General features: G+C 51.7%; 14 protein-coding genes. 3 read left to right on the top strand and 11 right to left on the bottom strand.

Annotated features, from left to right (window positions below; translation table 11 throughout):
• The first annotated feature begins 231 nt into the window (after positions 1–231).
• Positions 232–783 (top strand): recombinase family protein, encoded by a 552-nt coding sequence (locus tag AC1ROR_RS10925; protein ID WP_498589397.1) that lies wholly within the window; start codon positions 232–234, stop codon positions 781–783.
• An 18-nt stretch (positions 784–801) separates the two neighbouring features.
• Here AC1ROR_RS10925 and AC1ROR_RS10920 read toward each other — a convergent pair whose 3' ends face one another.
• The 5 genes from AC1ROR_RS10920 to AC1ROR_RS10900 all read right to left on the bottom strand — a co-directional run bounded on the left by AC1ROR_RS10920 (position 802) and on the right by AC1ROR_RS10900 (position 8,560).
• Positions 802–2,751, bottom strand: coding sequence for a DUF262 domain-containing protein (locus tag AC1ROR_RS10920; protein WP_498589396.1), 1,950 nt, complete (start codon positions 2,749–2,751; stop codon positions 802–804).
• A 254-nt stretch (positions 2,752–3,005) separates the two neighbouring features.
• Complete coding sequence (locus tag AC1ROR_RS10915; RefSeq protein ID WP_498589395.1) at positions 3,006–3,713, bottom strand: hypothetical protein; 708 nt, start codon at positions 3,711–3,713, stop codon at positions 3,006–3,008.
• Entirely contained in the window at positions 3,710–6,886 is a 3,177-nt protein-coding gene (locus AC1ROR_RS10910; protein WP_498589394.1) for a hypothetical protein, read from the bottom strand. Before AC1ROR_RS10910 ends, AC1ROR_RS10915 begins: the two co-directional genes overlap by 4 nt.
• A gap of 289 nt (positions 6,887–7,175) precedes the next feature.
• Positions 7,176–8,219, bottom strand: a complete 1,044-nt coding sequence (locus AC1ROR_RS10905; protein ID WP_498589393.1) for a hypothetical protein — start codon at positions 8,217–8,219, stop codon at positions 7,176–7,178.
• Complete coding sequence (locus AC1ROR_RS10900; RefSeq protein WP_498589392.1) at positions 8,216–8,560, bottom strand: hypothetical protein; 345 nt, start codon at positions 8,558–8,560, stop codon at positions 8,216–8,218. Before AC1ROR_RS10900 ends, AC1ROR_RS10905 begins: the two co-directional genes overlap by 4 nt.
• Positions 8,561–8,664: 104 nt before the next feature.
• Between AC1ROR_RS10900 and AC1ROR_RS10895 the strand changes: the two genes are divergently transcribed.
• Positions 8,665–8,931: a helix-turn-helix domain-containing protein gene (locus AC1ROR_RS10895; RefSeq protein WP_498589391.1), complete on the top strand. Its 267-nt coding sequence runs from the start codon at positions 8,665–8,667 to the stop codon at positions 8,929–8,931.
• 24 nt (positions 8,932–8,955) lie between these two features.
• Here AC1ROR_RS10895 and AC1ROR_RS10890 read toward each other — a convergent pair whose 3' ends face one another.
• Positions 8,956–9,309, bottom strand: coding sequence for a DUF3768 domain-containing protein (locus AC1ROR_RS10890; protein WP_498589390.1), 354 nt, complete (start codon positions 9,307–9,309; stop codon positions 8,956–8,958).
• A 17-nt stretch (positions 9,310–9,326) separates the two neighbouring features.
• Entirely contained in the window at positions 9,327–9,932 is a 606-nt protein-coding gene (locus AC1ROR_RS10885) for a hypothetical protein (protein WP_498589389.1), read from the bottom strand.
• Between the two features lie 345 nt (positions 9,933–10,277).
• Between AC1ROR_RS10885 and AC1ROR_RS10880 the strand changes: the two genes are divergently transcribed.
• A complete protein-coding gene (locus AC1ROR_RS10880) occupies positions 10,278–13,121 on the top strand; it encodes a UvrD-helicase domain-containing protein (RefSeq protein WP_498589388.1) in 2,844 nt (947 codons plus the stop codon).
• Between the two features lie 37 nt (positions 13,122–13,158).
• Here the strand turns inward: AC1ROR_RS10880 and AC1ROR_RS10875 are convergent, their stop codons facing one another.
• The 4 genes from AC1ROR_RS10875 to AC1ROR_RS10860 all read right to left on the bottom strand — a co-directional run bounded on the left by AC1ROR_RS10875 (position 13,159) and on the right by AC1ROR_RS10860 (position 16,040).
• The gene (locus AC1ROR_RS10875; RefSeq protein ID WP_498589387.1) at positions 13,159–14,055 is read right to left on the bottom strand and encodes a hypothetical protein; all 897 of its coding nucleotides are present in this window, start codon (positions 14,053–14,055) and stop codon (positions 13,159–13,161) included.
• Positions 14,056–14,205: 150 nt separating this feature from the next.
• Complete coding sequence (locus tag AC1ROR_RS10870; RefSeq protein ID WP_498589386.1) at positions 14,206–14,850, bottom strand: hypothetical protein; 645 nt, start codon at positions 14,848–14,850, stop codon at positions 14,206–14,208.
• Positions 14,843–15,064: a helix-turn-helix transcriptional regulator gene (locus tag AC1ROR_RS10865; RefSeq protein ID WP_080836726.1), complete on the bottom strand. Its 222-nt coding sequence runs from the start codon at positions 15,062–15,064 to the stop codon at positions 14,843–14,845. The genes AC1ROR_RS10870 and AC1ROR_RS10865 overlap by 8 nt, the downstream gene beginning before the upstream one ends.
• A gap of 79 nt (positions 15,065–15,143) precedes the next feature.
• Positions 15,144–16,040 carry a hypothetical protein gene (locus tag AC1ROR_RS10860; protein ID WP_498589385.1) on the bottom strand — a complete coding sequence of 299 codons (897 nt, stop codon included), beginning with the start codon at positions 16,038–16,040 and terminating at the stop codon, positions 15,144–15,146.
• Positions 16,041–17,009: the final 969 nt, after the last annotated feature.

Below are 17,009 nucleotides of genomic sequence, written 5' to 3'. Positions count from 1 at the left end.
GGTCGACTTCTGCATGGGTACCTTGGGAATAGCACTGTCCCGCGCTAGCCCCAGCGGCAGATCTCATGAGTAATGCGCCTAGCCGTGGGTTGATCGCCCAATATCGCTTGCTGAAACATCGGGGTATAGCCATTTGCGATAGTTCGCATGTGACGCAACAGCGCGTAACATCGATCTTGACGTCGACTATTTGTGACAGGGTAGCCTTGGGCCTAAAGCTTGAGGTGACGCATGACAAAAATCGGCTACGCCCGGGTCAGCACGGCTGACCAGGACTTTGAAATTCAGCAGCAACGCCTTCACGCTGAGGGATGCCAGATCATCAGGGCGGAAAAGGTATCCGGCGCCAGCCGCGAGGGGCGAACAGAACTCGCAACGATCATCGAATTTCTCCGCGAAGGTGATGAACTGATTGTCACGCGGCTGGATCGTCTTGGACGCGACACCCGCGACGTTCTCAACATCGTGCATGAGTGCGAGCAGCGCGGAGCTTTCGTCACGATACTAGACCCACACGTCTCGACGCGAGGCGAAATGGGGCATCTTATCCTGACAGTGCTTGGAATGGTCGCGCAGATGGAACGTCGCTTTATCAAGGAGCGGCAACGAGAGGGTATCAAACAGGCTAAGGCAGCGGGACGCTATAAGGGCGGTAAGCCGCGGATTGACCACATGCTAATACGCAAGCTGCACCGCGAAGGGGTGGGGGTTTCTGTGATCGCAGAAGCCGCAAGCTGCTCGCGAATGCAGGTTTACCGGGTTCTTAACGCAGCGATCGAATGACTTATTGTTCGCAGTTGCTTACGAACTCCATATCTGTTTCGCGTACTCAAAAAGTAGCTTTCCACGACTCGCTATCTCGTCTTCGTTCCAAGCCGGTTTCTTCACGAAGTCCTTGGTAAGCATGAGAATCGATTGGTCCTCGAACTCCTTTCGTTTGGTCTCGAATGGAAGATTACTGACTGTGCTGTTGAAGGATGGCGTGACGAGGGTGAGATTGCCGAGCGTCTGTTTAATGCGGTTGCGCTTGACGATTCGCCCGACAGGGCTCTCATCTTCAAGCGCCGCGTACATTGCCTGGAAGTGATCCGTATCGTTAGGCTGCAATTCACCAATCATCGGCCAATGAGCACGCCAACCCTGTGGAAGAATATGTTCGACAGTGAGTGTATCCGGTAGGGCCATATCCTCCTGCTTTTTACCACGCTTAGCAAGTTCGATCTCGGAAAGAATCATACGAACCCTTGGGGAACCAAGTGAGCTATAAAGCGGCTTTGTAAGGATTGCGTTTTCAAATTCGGCATCAAGAGGAAAGCGACCGCTTTCAGCCGTGAGGCTAAGTAGGTAGGCGCGTAGGTTCTCATAGGACCAGCCCTTCTTCTCCTGATCAGCGATCACGGTCAGGAAGAGATTGTTGTAGTTTTTGCCTGTTAGACCGCAAACGGCGCGGCGCACGATTAAAGAAAGCAGAAATTCGAGCGATTTCTCTTTCTCGTCGTCTCCCATATCGCTAGCCCAGAGGCGTAATAATAGTGGGTTTATCGTCGTAACATCCCACGCACGTAGCCGCGTTGAAAATACAGCCAATCGAGAGCCAGACGAACGTTCGATAATTTCTCTGTAGATACGTCCGTATGTCTCAAGATCCTGAATCTCGGCCTGCACGCTCCCATAGCGCGGGACAGTGCTATTCCTGGGCGGCTTTAGGAATCCCTTGTACTCAGAGAAAAGCTTGGAAATAGTGACGTCGCCGGCGATTTTGCCAGCTATGAAATTCGCGAGGAAGAATTCAATACGCTGCTTCTTGTAGCGACCCTGTTTCTCCATTTGACTCCAGAAAGGGTGCTCGAAGGGCTTCCAGTGCTTATTAAACAACAGTTCCGCATCCTCCCCGCGGGCATCGGCGCGCTGGAAGATATTGTTGCGTACCAAATCGGCTGCAAGCAGCGGCTCGCCGCGGTCATTGAGAGTCTCAAAGATCACTTGTGCATCGTCGCCCTCGTCAAGCACGATCTCGACAACCTTGAATTCCTCGAGCAATGATTGCCAGATCGCATCGAGCTTTAGCTCTTTCGGAATCGCATCGTCGCTAGCTTGCTCATCTTCCAGCTCCGGCGCCTCGACCAAATCGTCATGCAGATCATCGGTCTCTACCGAGTGTTTTATTCGGTCGTAGAAAAAACCATATGCCCGCAGCATCGACGGTGTAGTCGCATATTCCTTCACCTGGTCGCGCTGCGAGTTCGCAAACCAGTAGTCACCATAATTCTTTTTGAGGGCGGCGCGATCCTCAGATGAGACGATATCGACAAACAGCTGGCGATTCGATTGTGTCGGCCAAACTTTGTAGATCTCAACGTCCGAGTCCTCCATTAGTTGGGGGTCGCTGTTGAGAATATATCGTTTGATGTTACCTGCAGTTGTTGCATGACCGATCGCCTGAGCGTAGTGACGTGCAGCGGTCAGGAAAAGCTGAAACGTCGTGAGGCGCTGCTGTCCGTCCACGACCTGAAACGACGGTACCTGTTTAACCGAAGGCTTTGCGCGGCTTTCCAACACGACTGCGCCCATGAAGTGCGAGAAGCGCCGCTCACGCCCTGCCAGCCGTTCGATGGCTTTAGTGCGAACATCTTGCCAAAAGGGCTCCCATTGCTTCTCGCGATTCCAAACATAATGACGTTGGTAGATGGGGACGCAGTATCGGTTCCTGTTCTGCAGCAATGTTCCTATTTCAACAGGTCCCGCTTTCATAAATCCCCCGTAAAGCTTCGGCGCCCCTCTGAGGTCATCATAATAGAAATCGGAATGTATACTACCTTGCGGCGAGAATAATCCCCCGGATAATTCGCCCGTTTATTGTGTGAGGCAGACAGATGGGGTCCCATCACTAGTTGGTGTGCCTAGCACAGCGAACCAATTTAATGACCTCAAACGCAGAAGTGTTTCGCGCTATGCCCGACGGTCGTATTCCGATGGGGGCGGCGGAACGTCATCCACCACTCTTTTCATCGCAATACAAAGTCGTGCTGCAACCCGAGATAAATGCGGAACATACGCATTAGCTCTATGAAATCGGCTGCGTCAGCGAGCTTCGCGTGCTCAGTGAACACTCGCTTCAATTCCGGCTTTCTATTCGGTCGGAGTTCGCGGTGCTTCCGACCCCCGGCTTCGATTGTCGACAATACACCGTCTGAATACCGTGCCTCGAATATCATCCAGATCCGATCCGAGCAAAGGTCCTCAATCTCCCAGTCAATGCTTTTGAACGGCCAATTCAACTGGTTAATTTCCATCGAGCGATCATACCCCAAAGTGAAAGGGGGCATAATTGGGTGGAGTAAAAACACGTCAACATATGGCTCGATTCGTCTGTCGAACCTGGATGCTATCGTAAATGCGCCCTTTCCTGCCGGGTCCTTGTCAAAGAGTCCGAAGAACCGATGCCGTAGACGACCTATCTCGTCACGATCGCCGTCTGCGAGCTGTCGAAAGAAGCTTAAGCGCCTGTTTACGCCGTCAACACCACCGTCATCGCCTTGACCGGCCGCAACAATTGCAAAGTCATCATCAATAAGAGGGCGCCCGTGCTCTTTCTCATGCAAATCAGACGCGCAAGTCAAATATTCGACATCGGAAGTACCTTCAACAATAACGTTGTTTCGCGCCAGTCTCCACCCCAATGACGCGGCGTACTGCTCGACGGCGCCGCTCACCGCCACACCGCCGTCAGCGGCCGAATTAGTGGGCCATTGTGACCAAAGGAAATATATCCAGCGAGTTCAGACCCGGGCGCTAGCCTAAGTTGGCCAAACTCCGCGGGCCTGAACGGCACTTCAATGTTCTGGAATTCAGCAACTTTTGCGAAAGCTCTGCCCTCGGCGTTGGAAGAAACCCGAGCGCGAATCTGACGACGCTCGGAACCCGACAGAGAAAGCAGCCAATGCAGCCGTGGCGGTACTTCAACAAAATGATCCCCGCGCCGCCACAAAGATCGTAGTTGACGAAACTGGATATCCCCCTCATGAGCTCGGTCCAACTGGAACATGAGGAGAGCCATTTCTAGTTGCATTTGTGGCGTAAATGCGGGGCCGCTTCCGACCAGAGACTGCAGTAATTCAGCTTGCAGGTTAAAATTGTAAGGACTATCGATGCAAAGGAGCAAGTAACGAAGCTTCACGGCTTGGACGTTACCTGCCAAAATTGGTTTGGCAAGAATCTCCGCAGCGGAAGTGCGGTTCGTTGCTGGCAACTCTTCAAGAGATGTGCCTTGCAATCGCGAAATGCCGTCGCCTAGTTTCGCGAGGGCTGCTGCGATCGTTCCAATTTCGGTTTCAAAATCTAATTTATCGGATCCACCGCTTTTCATTAGGAGGGTGAATGCACGTTCTGCGAGCCTTCCCAGAGCATTCCGTCGCGGCTCCGACCCCGGTCTGTCCATTAGACCATACACAAGAGCGAGCACCTCTAAGGCACGATCGACGGCTAATGACGGTTCGGCGGCTCCCTGAGCAAGCAGCGCACGGCCGTAAGTTTCTACAACGAACGAATTGTCGGGATTAACAGCATAGGCCAGCCGCGTGGCATCTTGCGCAGCTATTCGTGTCGACTGAACGAGACTTTCATCGTAACCAGCTGCTGCTTTCGCCTCGGCGAGATCGTGGAGCGCGTGCGCAAGAGAATTATATAGATTAATGTCGGCTTCGCCTCCTGTGCCAGCATCAAGCCTTAAAGCAGCTTGAAGGTCGTCCGCGGCCCGGCTCAGTAGGTCGATCCGCTCGAGATTCGAGAGCAGAAAACCGTCCCGGTCTGCGGCAATACGCCGACGCGATATTGCGCAGTGGTGAAGGAAGGTCCTGCTCGTGGTTTTTAATGACCGAGGCATTTCATCGAGAGCTACTAGGACGTCCCGCCAAAAGGGTATGAAGGACCCGTGACCGTGGTCGGGATCGATCTTGAATATCGACGTCGCAAAAATATCGGCGACCTCTCGCAGTCGCGTTTGGCCAAGTACCGGTTGTGATGAGATTTCTCGCAGGAGCAGGAAACGCAAGTGCTCAGGGCTGCTGGCCTCCGCGTATCCCAATCCTTCGCGTGTCGGGTAGTCGTTGAAGAGCCCGTTTATAAGAAAACGACCCAGAAGGTTGTGGGCCATTGCCCAGTATCGCTCCACCTCTCCGCGCAGGCGAATTAAGCCAAGAACTCCAACCTCTTTTCGAGCGTCCTCGATCCGATCAGCAATCGGCCAGCCATCACTGGATGGCAGTAATTCGTCCGGCAAAGGCTCTCGAACAGTGCTAAATGCTGCGATGCGCAATATCGCGAACTTTAGCTCGGGATCAGATAACTCATCGCGGAATGCTCGATACACCCGAGACTGTACCGTCTCCCCAATATCTATCTGCCGCTGCAGCCAAAAAGAGAGAACGATCCAGAAGGCAGCAATTCCACGCGAAGCGTCAACCGTCGATGCGGCGAAGAAGCTTCTCCACTCATCTGGGCTTCGCGACGAGTTATGAGGAGCCAAGTAACGATTTAGATGCTGGCCAAGCAATATAGCATCTTTTGATTCAACTTGGTGCGAAAGGGCGGCTAGCTCGACAAATCGTGCATCCGACAAAATGTCTAGGCCAACAATTGGCCCGGTTGCCAGCAGTATGCAAACCCGGCGACCACTCCGCGCGATCTCACGCGCGAATGTCAGCAACTCTCCGTGTTTTCCTGCCCAGTAGTTTTGGTCAAAGACAAGGACACATGGGACTTCATAGAGCCGCCCAGTCTTCTGCTGTTCATCCTCGATATTGATTAGCCTAGTTAGTAGGCCAGACATCTCAAGCCCTGTGACTGTAGAGGTGCTTTGCTTGGCAACAAAAGTTGGGTATCCAGCGGATGCCGCCTTCCACGCGAGATCACGCAAGAACGTTGTTGTGCCAGCCCCTGCCTCACTAGTGACGTAGAGTACGCGGTTTGCTTCTACGCCTTGTCTGTCGAGCGTACGAAGGCGACCGCGAAGTTTCTCCCATGCTTGTGGTTGCCGCTCCCACGGTAGTCCCGCGGCATAAGGCCGCCACGACGTCGCTGGGTTAGAGAAGAAGCCTTCTACTTCATCCGCTGAGAGATCCTCAGGTAGGATGGGCATTAGCGCATCTACACCGATAAGATCATAGGACGCAAGAACTGGCCGTTGTGGATCGTCGATCTCGGCTGCGTTAACGTTCCGAAGGCTTCCCTTGTCGTCACGGATACGAACCACCAGCGAGCCATCGCGCCCACGAAGATAATCTCGCTCTAGTGCCTCGGCGAACTTCGCCGGAGCGCATTTTAATAGTTGTATGGACGAGGGATCTCGATCTGCACACCAAGCTCTGATAGTTGCATCAGCTGTAGGATCAGCGGTTACGAAAGTGACGATCGTCCGGAAACCATCGTCCCACAGTTCTTCGAATTCGGCGGGGACCTCGAACTTTCCCGCAACGACAATGACAAGCTGTCGGACTGACCGCTTACGCAGTTCTTGTAGCATCGTCAGCCGCCTTGTAAGCGCGGCAATTCCTGTCTGGCGCTGTGCTCCGCGCCCTTTGAGTAGTAATATTGCGAGGTGGCGGGGAGGAAGCAGTACATCCGCCGGGTCAGAATCGACTATGTGGATAAGTCCACGTCGCCGAACCATTGGGTCGTCTATGGGCTCTGAAACTTCTAGTCCATGTACAAAGAGCTGGTCTGACCGATCAGATACTACGATGTTCCATGGCAGCCGGGAGATTGCGACTGCGACGTGAGGCGCTAGCGCATCTTCGTCTCCGGATATCCAGAGCGCCACGTCTCGGCTATCCAACTGGGTAAGGATCGGTGCTGGGATAGCCACGGACAAATCTTCGGCACTGGTCATGAAAACCCACTTTTAAATAAGATAGTTTGACGCCAGCGACAAAACGTCTGGCTCGTATCGATAACCTAAGCGAGCATTTTTCAGTGTACAACCGAAAAATCGGGTCGAGGGTTGGAAGAGAGACAAGGATCGTTAATGATGCGGACAATTTCGACTGATCGGGACGAAATTCGGACTCGAAACCTTGAATCTTTCTTTGGCCTGATGGTGGCATCTACTGGCGTCTTGAGTTACCGTTCCTTCAGAGATTGAGATGCTTCTCGCACAAGAAGAAGACGTCTCCTTATGTTTATCGATCGGCATCCTCCAAGCAGCCATTCAACTGCCAAAAAGCTCCCAGCGCTCCTTCTAGATCGGTGGTAATGACTGTTCCCTTGTCACCGGTAATCGTCAGCGTTTTTTGACCCGATATCATCTGGTCCACAAACGCCGTCTTGAAACCCGAGAAACTGTGCCAGCCGAAATGGTCGTTAAGGTCGCCTTCGGAACTGACGGGGGGTTCATTGTCTACCTTCCATGAGGTTTGGACGTTGCCGTCAAAGCCCCCATTCTCGACAAAACCTTCGAGATCACGTCCGCGCGCCTTCATGAACCCGATGGTGATATCGCCATTTTTCTTCTCCGCGTAACAGGTCTCGCCCCAATCCTCTTCACGCCTGCTGAACTCCCAGACTGTCGGTTTCGAAGGCGCTGAAGCGTCAGTTTTGGACGGGGCCGAGAACGGCGATGTCGCTTCATCTTCCGATGAGAACAGTTTAGGCCCCAACTGCTTTAATGCGACATCGCAGTCATTGAGTCCCTCGTTCAGCGCGTAATAGTCCCGCTTGTTGATCGCTGGAATAATCCAAGGCTGTTCGTTGCCTTCGAACGTTAATGCCATTGCTGAGGGCAGTTTGGGAGAGAAGGAAAAGCTTGTGACCAGAGCAATGCTGATTGCGCCGTCTTCATCCTCAGGATAGCTAACATATAGTTCTTCAGGGGAAATCACATCGAGTTGATGTGGTGCCGGGCTGAGAAAGTTTACGCCGACCTTCACCTTTGTGGTTTTGCCAACCGGCAGGTTCCAATCAGTTTTTCGAATGCGAAGGCCGCGAGCGATCTTATCAACGCCAATCAGGCGCGTTTCAATGGACAAAGACCGGCTAGGCCAAGCCGTGGTGCGTAGCACGCACGCCGGTTTTGCATCAGTCACTTCATCAGGCTGGGTGAGCAGCAACTCCCAAGGATTTCCCTGAAAGTAATACGTCTCCTCCGCAGTGGCGGCGGTGTTTAACAATCCAGCGCCGAGCAGTCCGACGGCGGTCAGCGTCGTAAGTCGTTGAACGCGGCTCATGGCGCCACCTTCTTTCGCTTTGCGGAGCGCCACGTGAAGAATCCCATGACAGCAAGCGCGAGCGCAATCACGCCCCAAACCGACATATCGCCGAAGGTGCCTTGCGACGACGCGACGAAGGCCATCAGCGCTGACACGAAAAAGATAATGGCACCCACCAGTGGTAGGCCGAAGGAAAACGCGCCACCGATCACCAGCAGCACCCCGGTGAGCATGCCGACCGCCCCGGCGCTGCCTGTGGCCTGATCGTTCAACAGGCCGCTCCCTGCCGTGACTGCGCAGGATTGAAGCAGCACTAATAAGCCGAGGAAGAGCCCGATAATTCCAACTGCGATTTTCATAAATACCCCCTTAAGTGAAGTGATCGAGTGAATGCTCGTTTAAGATTTAATATGGGACTGTTGGTCCGTCGATTGTCAAGCCGTGTATATGGCTTTCTGCGCTTATGGATGTTCGCAAAACAATCGGCTGGAACTTACGACGCCTGCGCGTCGACAAAGGCCTCTCCCAAGAGCGGCTGGCTTTAGAGGCTGGTATCGACAGGTCGTATGTTGGGCGAGTCGAACGCGGCATGGAAAACGTCACACTCTCCACTCTTGAGGCGATATCGCTCACCCTTGGCGTCCACGTATCAGAACTCTTCGCAGTCGTTGACGACAAGTTGGGGTCGCCCAAACCATTGAGGGCGGGGCGAAAGCCGAAGGTGGGGTGACTTCCTGAAGGTGAAGTCACCATCTCAATATTCATCTGCCCGCATGATGGTGAGCACCCGGCAGGTCACCTCGTCATCCGCCGGATCGGATGACCCGAATTGCAGGTCCAGGTCGTAATAGTCGATCTTCCAAAAAAACACGGCGTATTCGAGCGTGACCGCGCCAAAATCGTGCTCACCGTAAGACTCGTTCTCTAGCGAGAAATCATCGAATGCCCGCACCGCCAATACCACTGCTCGCCGTTGTTCGTCGCTGAGGTTTGTGACTCCCGGCGTGAGCAGCACCCGCCCGCCGGAGAAGCTTTTTCGAAAGGCGTCATTTTTGTCGCGGATGGCTGCGGCCGGAGCGGCCGCATCCTCGCTGATGTTCTGGTTCACAGCGCAGCCCATGGCGATCACTTCTCGACATAGGCAGGGTGAACAAGGGCCACCTGATCGACGCGGCGGGTGAAAGGCAGCATATCGAGATAATCGCGCCACTTGAGCCGAAGCCCCGTTTCGCCCTCGATCTTGATGACGGTGGCTTCATACCACCCCTCCAAAGGCCCTTCAGTCGCCAGCACGAGGCTACCTACTGTCAGCTTGTCCCAGCTTTCGGGCATATTCTTGGGCGGAATAGGGTAGTAAGTTTGGGCTGCGGGTTTGTCCGGCTCCATACGCGGTTGTTCCAGCCGTTCGCGCTCTTCATCGGATAGGTGGGCGGCAATCGCCTGATAGAGGTCCTGCTTCACAAACGGCACGAAGGCCTTGCCGCTATCGAACAGCTTGCCCTGCGGCAACTGGCCGAGAAACGCCCTTAGCTCGTCGCTTTCTACTTTGAGCGCCGCCATGCCCATGAGTTCGGCAGCTTTTTCCGCAGCGCGGGTATCGGTGGCAGGGAAGAACGACCCGTGGGGCCTGCCGTTGTCGTCACGGCCGAGGATAATGACGGGGCAGGGCAAGCTGACGGCAGGGGTGGCGGGTAAGGCGGTTGTAGTGGGTACAGCGGGTGAAACGTTCATGATTGTAGCTCTCCAAAACAAGAAGAAGGGCCGAATGGCCCCTCGCACCGGCAGGCAGCACCGGCGTGTTATGGTATAACATTACAACTCAAGATTGTCAAACTCGCTAACTGATACGCTTTTTGAGAGTGACAACCTAAAATTTACAACAGCTGATATACGAGTCTGTTCAATGGCGTTCATTTGTCAAATCATGGCGTCGTTCAGAGCGAAAAATAAGGCTCCACAGCATTGGCCCGATTGCAGCAACGTCCCTTACTTGGGATACTCATAAATCCCCTCGGCAAGAAGATCGTAGCCGTGGAGTTCAGTAAGCGGAGTTTATCGCTCTTCAGGCGCGGCGAAATGTCGTCGGTATCCCTGCAGGCAATCACATCGCCCCCAATCTTGGAAAAGAACTGGTTGAGTGCCAATTTAAGCATTCCGCTATCGGGATCAGAGGATGCTTTTCTCAAGGGTGTAAGGTATTCCGAGGCCTCGGTGTTTGCAGATGAGTTAAAAACTGCTTGGATTACGCTTAATTTTGATCTTCTGAAGGCAGAAGAAGCGCGCATTGCCCGAATTCATGCCGCCATTGTCGGCTTGTCCAGGCCAACTCACTACCCCGCTGCATGCATTCTCTCTCCACTGTTGGATGAAGCAAAGGCGCTTGACGCGAAGATTTTGTCGAAGCTTCAGCCTAAGGCAATAGGACCGAAAGCGACTTCACGGGTCAATCTTATTAGAAAGTTCGCCGCTCACCCTGCAACATTGCGGAAGACCGCGGCCGAAACTTTTGTCGCGTCCAGCCTTGAGCGCTGGAAAGAATTTTTCGACACTATTGAAAGTAAACCATTGACGCCGGAGCAGCGTCTATCTGTCCTCGTCGATGAAGATGCGACGCTTGTTCTCGCAGGTGCTGGCTCCGGCAAAACCAGCGTCATTACTGCCAAAGCCGCATACCTCGTGAAAGCAGGTATACGCCGTCCAGACGAAATTTTACTTCTGGCATTTGCCAAGGACGCGGCAGCAGAAATGTCGAAAAGGGTAAAAGACCGCTCTAATATACCGATTGAAGCGCGAACTTTCCACGCCTTGTCTTACAGAATTATCGGCGAGGTGGAGGGATCAAAGCCCGCGCTAGCCCCTCAAGCCAGCAACGATTTGCTTTTCGTCGATATCGTCAAGCAGATCATCATGGAACTGTTTTTAAAGCTGACGGAGGTCGCAAAGGCCATCATTCAGTGGTTTGCTCATTTCTTGGTCGAGCCCAAGACGGAATGGGATTTCAAGACGAAGCATGACTTCTACAAGCATATCGAGCAGCAGGACCTTCGAACACTTCAAGGCGAAACTGTCAAAAGTTATGAGGAATTACAGATTGCCAATTGGCTCTACGAAAACGGGGTAGAGTACGAGTATGAGCCCAATTACAAGCACAAGGTTGCCACAGGGGGCCGCCGAGCTTACTGCCCGGATTTTCTACTGACGGAAAGCGGTGTTTACATTGAGCATTTCGGTGTAAGGCGCCAGATAATGCCTGACGGCAACGACCGGCTCTTAACCGCTCCCTTTGTAGATCGCGTTAAGTATCTTCGTGATATGAAGTGGAAACGACAGGTCCATACCGAAAATCAAACAATTCTGATCGAAACCTTCAGTTATGAACGGCAGGAAGGCACGCTGCTTACAGCGCTTGCAACAAAGTTATTGCCACACGTTACCCTGCGACCCAGACCGCCTGAAATGATATTTGATCGCGTTGTCCAGTTGAGGCAGGTCGATAGCTTTTCCCAGCTCCTCACGGCTTTCCTTCGAAAATTCAAAGGCGGCGGATATAGTATAGCAGAATGCGAAGCCAAATCTGAACGGATGAAGTTCGGTCCTCGCGCCAAGGCGTTTCTTGCGGTCTTCAAACCGGTTTTCCAGGAATACCAAAGGCGGCTTGACGGGCGCATCGATTTTGAGGACATGGTTCTGCGAGCGGCGCGCTATGTCGAGACAGGCCGATATGTCAGTCCTTTTCGTCACATTCTAGTCGACGAATTCCAGGACATTTCGCAAGGTCGTGCAAGGTTGGTGAAGGCGTTGAAGGCCCAGCACCCGGAGGCACGCGTTTTTGCAGTTGGTGACGATTGGCAATCGATCTTCCGTTTTGCGGGCTCCGATATTCATCTGATGCGACATTTCGGCAATGAATTCGGTGGCACATTCGATGGTGAAAGCGGCGTACACAGGACAGTCGATCTTGGTCGCACTTTTCGCTCAGTGGACCAGATCGCACTAGCTGCGAAAACATTCGTGCTTAAGAATCCCGCGCAGTTGTCAAAAAACATCGTACCGGCTGGGAGGGCGACCGAACCCGCCATTAAGATCATTATGGTGCAGAAGAACGGGGAGGACAAAGCGCTCTGCGACGTGCTGTCCGACATATCTGGAAAGGCTTCCCTTGAAGCTCAAACCAGTGTCTTGCTGCTGGGTCGATATCGTTCGATCAAGCCAGATATCGCCACCCTGCAACGTCCGTTTCCAAAGCTGCGCATCAGCTTTAAAACGATACACGCGTCGAAAGGTCTTGAGGCTGACCATGTAATTCTGTTGAAGGCAGATAGCGGCCGAATGGGTTTCCCATCGGAAATGGTTGATGATCCTCTGCTCAGTTTAGTCTCTCCCGAGGAAGAGCCATTCGAATACGCAGAAGAGCGGCGGGTGATGTATGTTGCGATGACGCGTGCCCGTCATACCCTCACGATCCTCGCGTCTGAAGCCCGCCCATCGTCATTCGTCACAGAACTTATGAAGGAGCCGGCATATACGTCTACGGTGGTTTCTGGCGAACAAGCCGTTACCCACGAGTGCGGAGAGTGTGGTGGCCGACTATTAGCATCGAAAAGTCAGGCTGGCCGCACCTTCTACAGCTGTGAGCATACCAGTCATTGCGAAAACTGGCTTCCTGCCTGCTCCGCTTGCGGTAGCGCCATTCCTCAGAGGAGTGATGGGTCAGTTGAAGCGCGTTGCTGTTGCGGCGAGGCGTTTCCTGCGTGTCATGAATGCCAAAGCGGATGGATGGTTGAGCGAAGTGGCAGATATGGAAAATTTCTCAGTTGCGTTCGCTACCCCGTATGTGATGGAAAAGCGCGACTAACGTCTACAGCAGAACCGGGTAAGGGGCGAGCCCAAACGTCTAGAACCCGCCGCCCACGCCGATAGCCCGACAATTTCCACTGCTTCGAGTCGATGGCAAAGCCTACAGGTTGCGCAAGAGCTGCTTTCGCTTTGCGTGTTCATCCATCAACGCTTGTCGTGCTGCCCTTAGTGAATGCTTGCGTATCTCTTTCCCCGCACCACCAGCGACGATGATCGATTTAATGGACTTGCCCGATAATGCTGACAGTACCCTCAAAAGCTTCCCTGTCCTGATTTCACGCTTGTTCTGCTTGATGCCGCTTATAGTATCCCCAGATTGAGCATGGGCCTGCAAGTCTTTGGCCGCGGGGCTAGCGTTGTAGGTCCGATATTCGCTTCGAGGGCTCTTCAACATATAGGCGACTTCGGCCTCAATCTCTGCATGCTGCGCTTTCCGGTAGTGAAAAGCCGACCCATCTGGGCGAAACGCAACCTCGATTTGGTTCACCTTGTCTTTCAGCTTTTTCATCGCGGGCGCGCCATTGTTCCAGACGATCACATGGGCATGCCACGATATCCAATCCTCGCGGGGTGCGGCAAACGCCACCTCGGGATAATAGGCGGGTTCGATCATCCCCACGTAATCGCATCCCTTTAAAAGTGACGCGATCCACTTGCGATGAGCGACGAGATCATATCCATTTTGTTCCCTGACTTTCACCGCATGCAGTTCGGAGATCAGCGTTACGAAGAAAACGGAGTGCGTTCCGTTTTCCGCAAAATAAGTTTTCAGGTAGCGTTCAAGGCATGTTGCAACTTGAATTCTCGAAAACAGGTTTGCAGCATTCAGGTCTCGTGAAGCCCGCAATTCCAAGGCCTTGCGTACATCATTGCTGATATCTGGTTTCCGAGAAACCAAATATCGCCTTATCCTGTCATCTAGATCGAGTTGTGAGACTTCTAACGCCCTCAGGCTCCGTATTGGCTCTCTACCGTATTTGCCCTGTTTGCGTTTCATTACTCACCTCTGACAGCAGGCAAACCTCAACCGTTCAAGTGATTGGGGGTCACCTGCTGTGTAATTTGAACTTTGGGTAATCATTCATGTTCGGGGGGTGGGGGGCGTACTACACACACACACGTTGCCCATCCCATCCGGTACTCGCGATCACTTACCTGCGGGTTTTGCAGTTACAGGTTTCACGAGTTCAAGCTTCGTGAGAGATTTTTTGCTGAGCGATTTAATTTGCAGTGACATCCTGCGCGACCCAACGCCGCTGATCTTGAATTTGCCCTTCAACTCGTAGTCTCCAATGTTTTCCATTAGAAGCCGCGAGGCGTCCGACGGAAGCAGTTTGATGGAGCGAGCCTCTGTAGCACGACGCTTCGCGCGACTTTCTGACGCCTTCAACCGCTTCGCGTCTTGCACATTTTTGACGTGGGCTTCGATTTCAGCTTTTTTCGTGCCTTTCTCCCATGCAGCACTGAGGAGATCCTGGAGTTTTCTAACCCTGTTGCCATTTGCCTTGTCCTTGAAACCGACGGCAAACCTGATGGCAAAATGCAACGCCTTTTTACGGGATTCCGTCCTCGGTTGGGGCTTCGACGAAGCTGCTACCCAATCGACATGTTCACAAAATGTCTGCCAGTCATCTACGTCATCACGCAAATACAGCGCGATCCAATACAGCTTCACTGCGATGTCAAACGTCGCTGCCTCATCGAGATTGGCAAGCCCGGTTATCTTTTTGCGGAGTTTGAGAAGCTTTTCGACGGGTGTCTTTTTCGTTACCTTTTTGGCAGTCTTAGACATCGAAGTTCTCCTGACCTTCGAATCGGCGGATTAGATCTTCTATGTCCTGCGATTTCCAGGCGGTTGAACGCGGTCCGCCCAATTTAACCGGTTGCGGAAATTCACCCGTGCGCACCTTGTTCCACCAGCTAGATTTGCTAATTGGGATGGGCCCGCCCGGGGCTAAAATCTCGTTGAGGCGATAGAAGCGGCGGGATTTCAAAAACTCGTTCATTTTATAACCTCCATTTCAGTGTTATGGCGGCCAAATAAGTGAACTTGAATTTCGAGGGTGTCGTCCCACAACTGTAAAATTATTTATGTCCCAAAGTTTTTTTACGGTTTGCAAGCCACCGCTGGCCTTTCCTTCTGAGGGTTTTCTCTACGGGACCATCTTCCGCTTTCTCAGCGTAAAAATCGCGTGCGGCCGCCATGACCTCTCTGAGTTCAGGCTGGAAGTTAACATTAGGAAAGACTTTATCCAAAGCGGCGTCGAGTTCTGACTGTGAATACGTTTCTGTCCGTCCCCTCGGCTTTTTACTTGCATATTGCTGCGAATAAGGGAAATGGCGATCAATTTCGATTTGATCAAATGCTACATCGTAGCATCTGTACGTTCTGTACGTTATGTCTCGCCAATATTTGCTTTCCCTGATCGATTTATGGCTGTTAAGTAATATCGAGGAGAAAAATATATTACATCTGTTTTCACCTATTCTAAAATTTATCGCCTGTTCTCCCGGGCGGAGAGTAATATTAGAATTTTCTAGGTCCGTGTCACGCTCCATGTCTAAGAAACTGAAGATGGATTCTATTCCATCATGTACGGCGTGCATGCGATGTTTTTTTTCGCGTAAATGAAAAGCGAGGGTATAGGCGAGAGTCTCCCGTTGCCTGTAATACTCATCTTTATGAATAATTGGTGGTCTACTCTTGTTGAACTCGTAGCATTCACAAGAAATGAATCTTACTGAGCGTCGAGCAAAAATCGTCAGTTCCCGAGTTTCGATTTTCTCGAGCAGATTACTCAACCCATTTTTTTTATAGACTTCTTTTGCACGTTGTAGAGCAAGTCGCAGAGGCACTAATGATTTCGTTTCCGAACCCACCGCTAAAGGTTGAATGAGGTCATCAACTCGTGGATATAAGGGGTCTAATTTATTCAACGTGCTTTCCATGATTGAGGCTTTGCGCCCGAAGAAGGGAGACATTCTTTGTATCTAGCTGCTTTCGTGAGTTGTTTCATCCTTTTGGGGTTACGAGTGTCTAACAATATCATTCATGGACATCTATATCCAATCGCTTGAGCGGTATAAGTAACGGTATAATGCGTATTCGATGTAAATAGGCGCATGATATGTAAGTAAAAAATATAAGTATTCGATTCCCTTCACCCGCTCCAGCGATGCCGCTATCCATGCGCCAAAAATATTCCAGGTCACAAGAGAAAGCCCAGATCACACCCTTCTGGAAATCTTGGAAAATTTAGCGGCAACCTGAAAATGTTCAGTATTCACATTCAGGACATCGTGCATTGAAGGCACGCCGTTTAAGCGGATTTCGTTCGATAAACGAGCTGTCACAGTGTGGAGCGGTATGCGACCGTTTATAGTGTCGCTGTCGATCTGGTGTTAGTGCTGATGAGGTGAGCGTTGATCTTTTCACTCATAGCAGCAATCTCGTTGATTTTTGTCGTGATAGCGTAAAGTATTGAATTTAATTAGTATATAATTGTTATTATTCTATGATGAAAAAAATCAAAGAGAGGATAAATTGCGAGAGGAAGACGTTTTAAGAATTGTATATTTTGTAGTATTATTGATATTTTTTGTGAAATTATCGATATCTGAGTTTCGGGAGATATTATTTTACAAAAATAATGGTTGGGATTTCAGTCAAGATAGCCAAACGGATATCCGGGTATATAAAGGTGATTCCGCTGAAGCGGAAAATGAATACTCAAATGAATCAAGAGTTGTTTTTGCGAAGCCTTTCGATATTTTAATGTTGCTATTCTTCATGATAATGTTGTTTTTTATGGAATATAAATGAGGAATGAAAAGATACGACACTGTGCTCGCTGAACTTTACTGACATAGACATTACCTCGACCTCCCTGCCATTCACGAAAGTAGCAGAGGTATTACCGGCCGGACATGCACGATTTTTACCGGAACCGA

Source organism: Agrobacterium sp. GW821-FHT14E08 (assembly GCF_058803865.1).
The sequence above is the reverse complement of the archived record's forward strand: the minus strand, read 5'-3'. Positions and strand labels throughout refer to the sequence as shown.